General features: G+C 79.1%; 1 pseudogene. It reads right to left on the bottom strand.

Annotated elements, in window-relative coordinates:
• Window positions 1–412, bottom strand: a pseudogene (locus GTW08_RS16955) (recombinase RecB); the annotation flags it as partial.

Here is a 412-nt window from a genome sequence, read left to right as displayed (position 1 = left end):
TCCAGCGTGGACCGGCCGCCGGGCCAGTGCCCGGCCCGCAGGTCGTGCCAGACGACCACGTCGGCGTCGAGCCCGATCACCCCGCCGAGCCGCGGGGCCGACTCCGGCGGCGCCCAGCCCGCGGCCTCGAGCAGCCGGGTCAGCTGGGCCAGGGCCAGCAGGTCGCGCGGCTGGGAGCGGACCTTGCGGTCCGGGTCGTGCCGGGCGCGCTGCGGCCACGGGTCGGTGACGGCGGTGGTGCGCGCGCCCTCACCCGGATCGGTGATCCGGCGGCGCACGACGAGCAGCGGGACGTAGCCCCCGGCGGGCGTGCGCACGAGCAGCTCCGCGGTGCCGCGCCGGTCGCCGTCGACAGGCAGTACCGCACCCCAGACCAGCGGTGCACCGGCCGCGACGAGCTCGGCCGTGCGCT

It is taken from the genome of Pseudonocardia sp. SID8383, assembly GCF_009864975.1.
Classification (GTDB): domain Bacteria; phylum Actinomycetota; class Actinomycetes; order Mycobacteriales; family Pseudonocardiaceae; genus Pseudonocardia; species Pseudonocardia alni.
The sequence above is the reverse complement of the archived record's forward strand: the minus strand, read 5'-3'. Positions and strand labels throughout refer to the sequence as shown.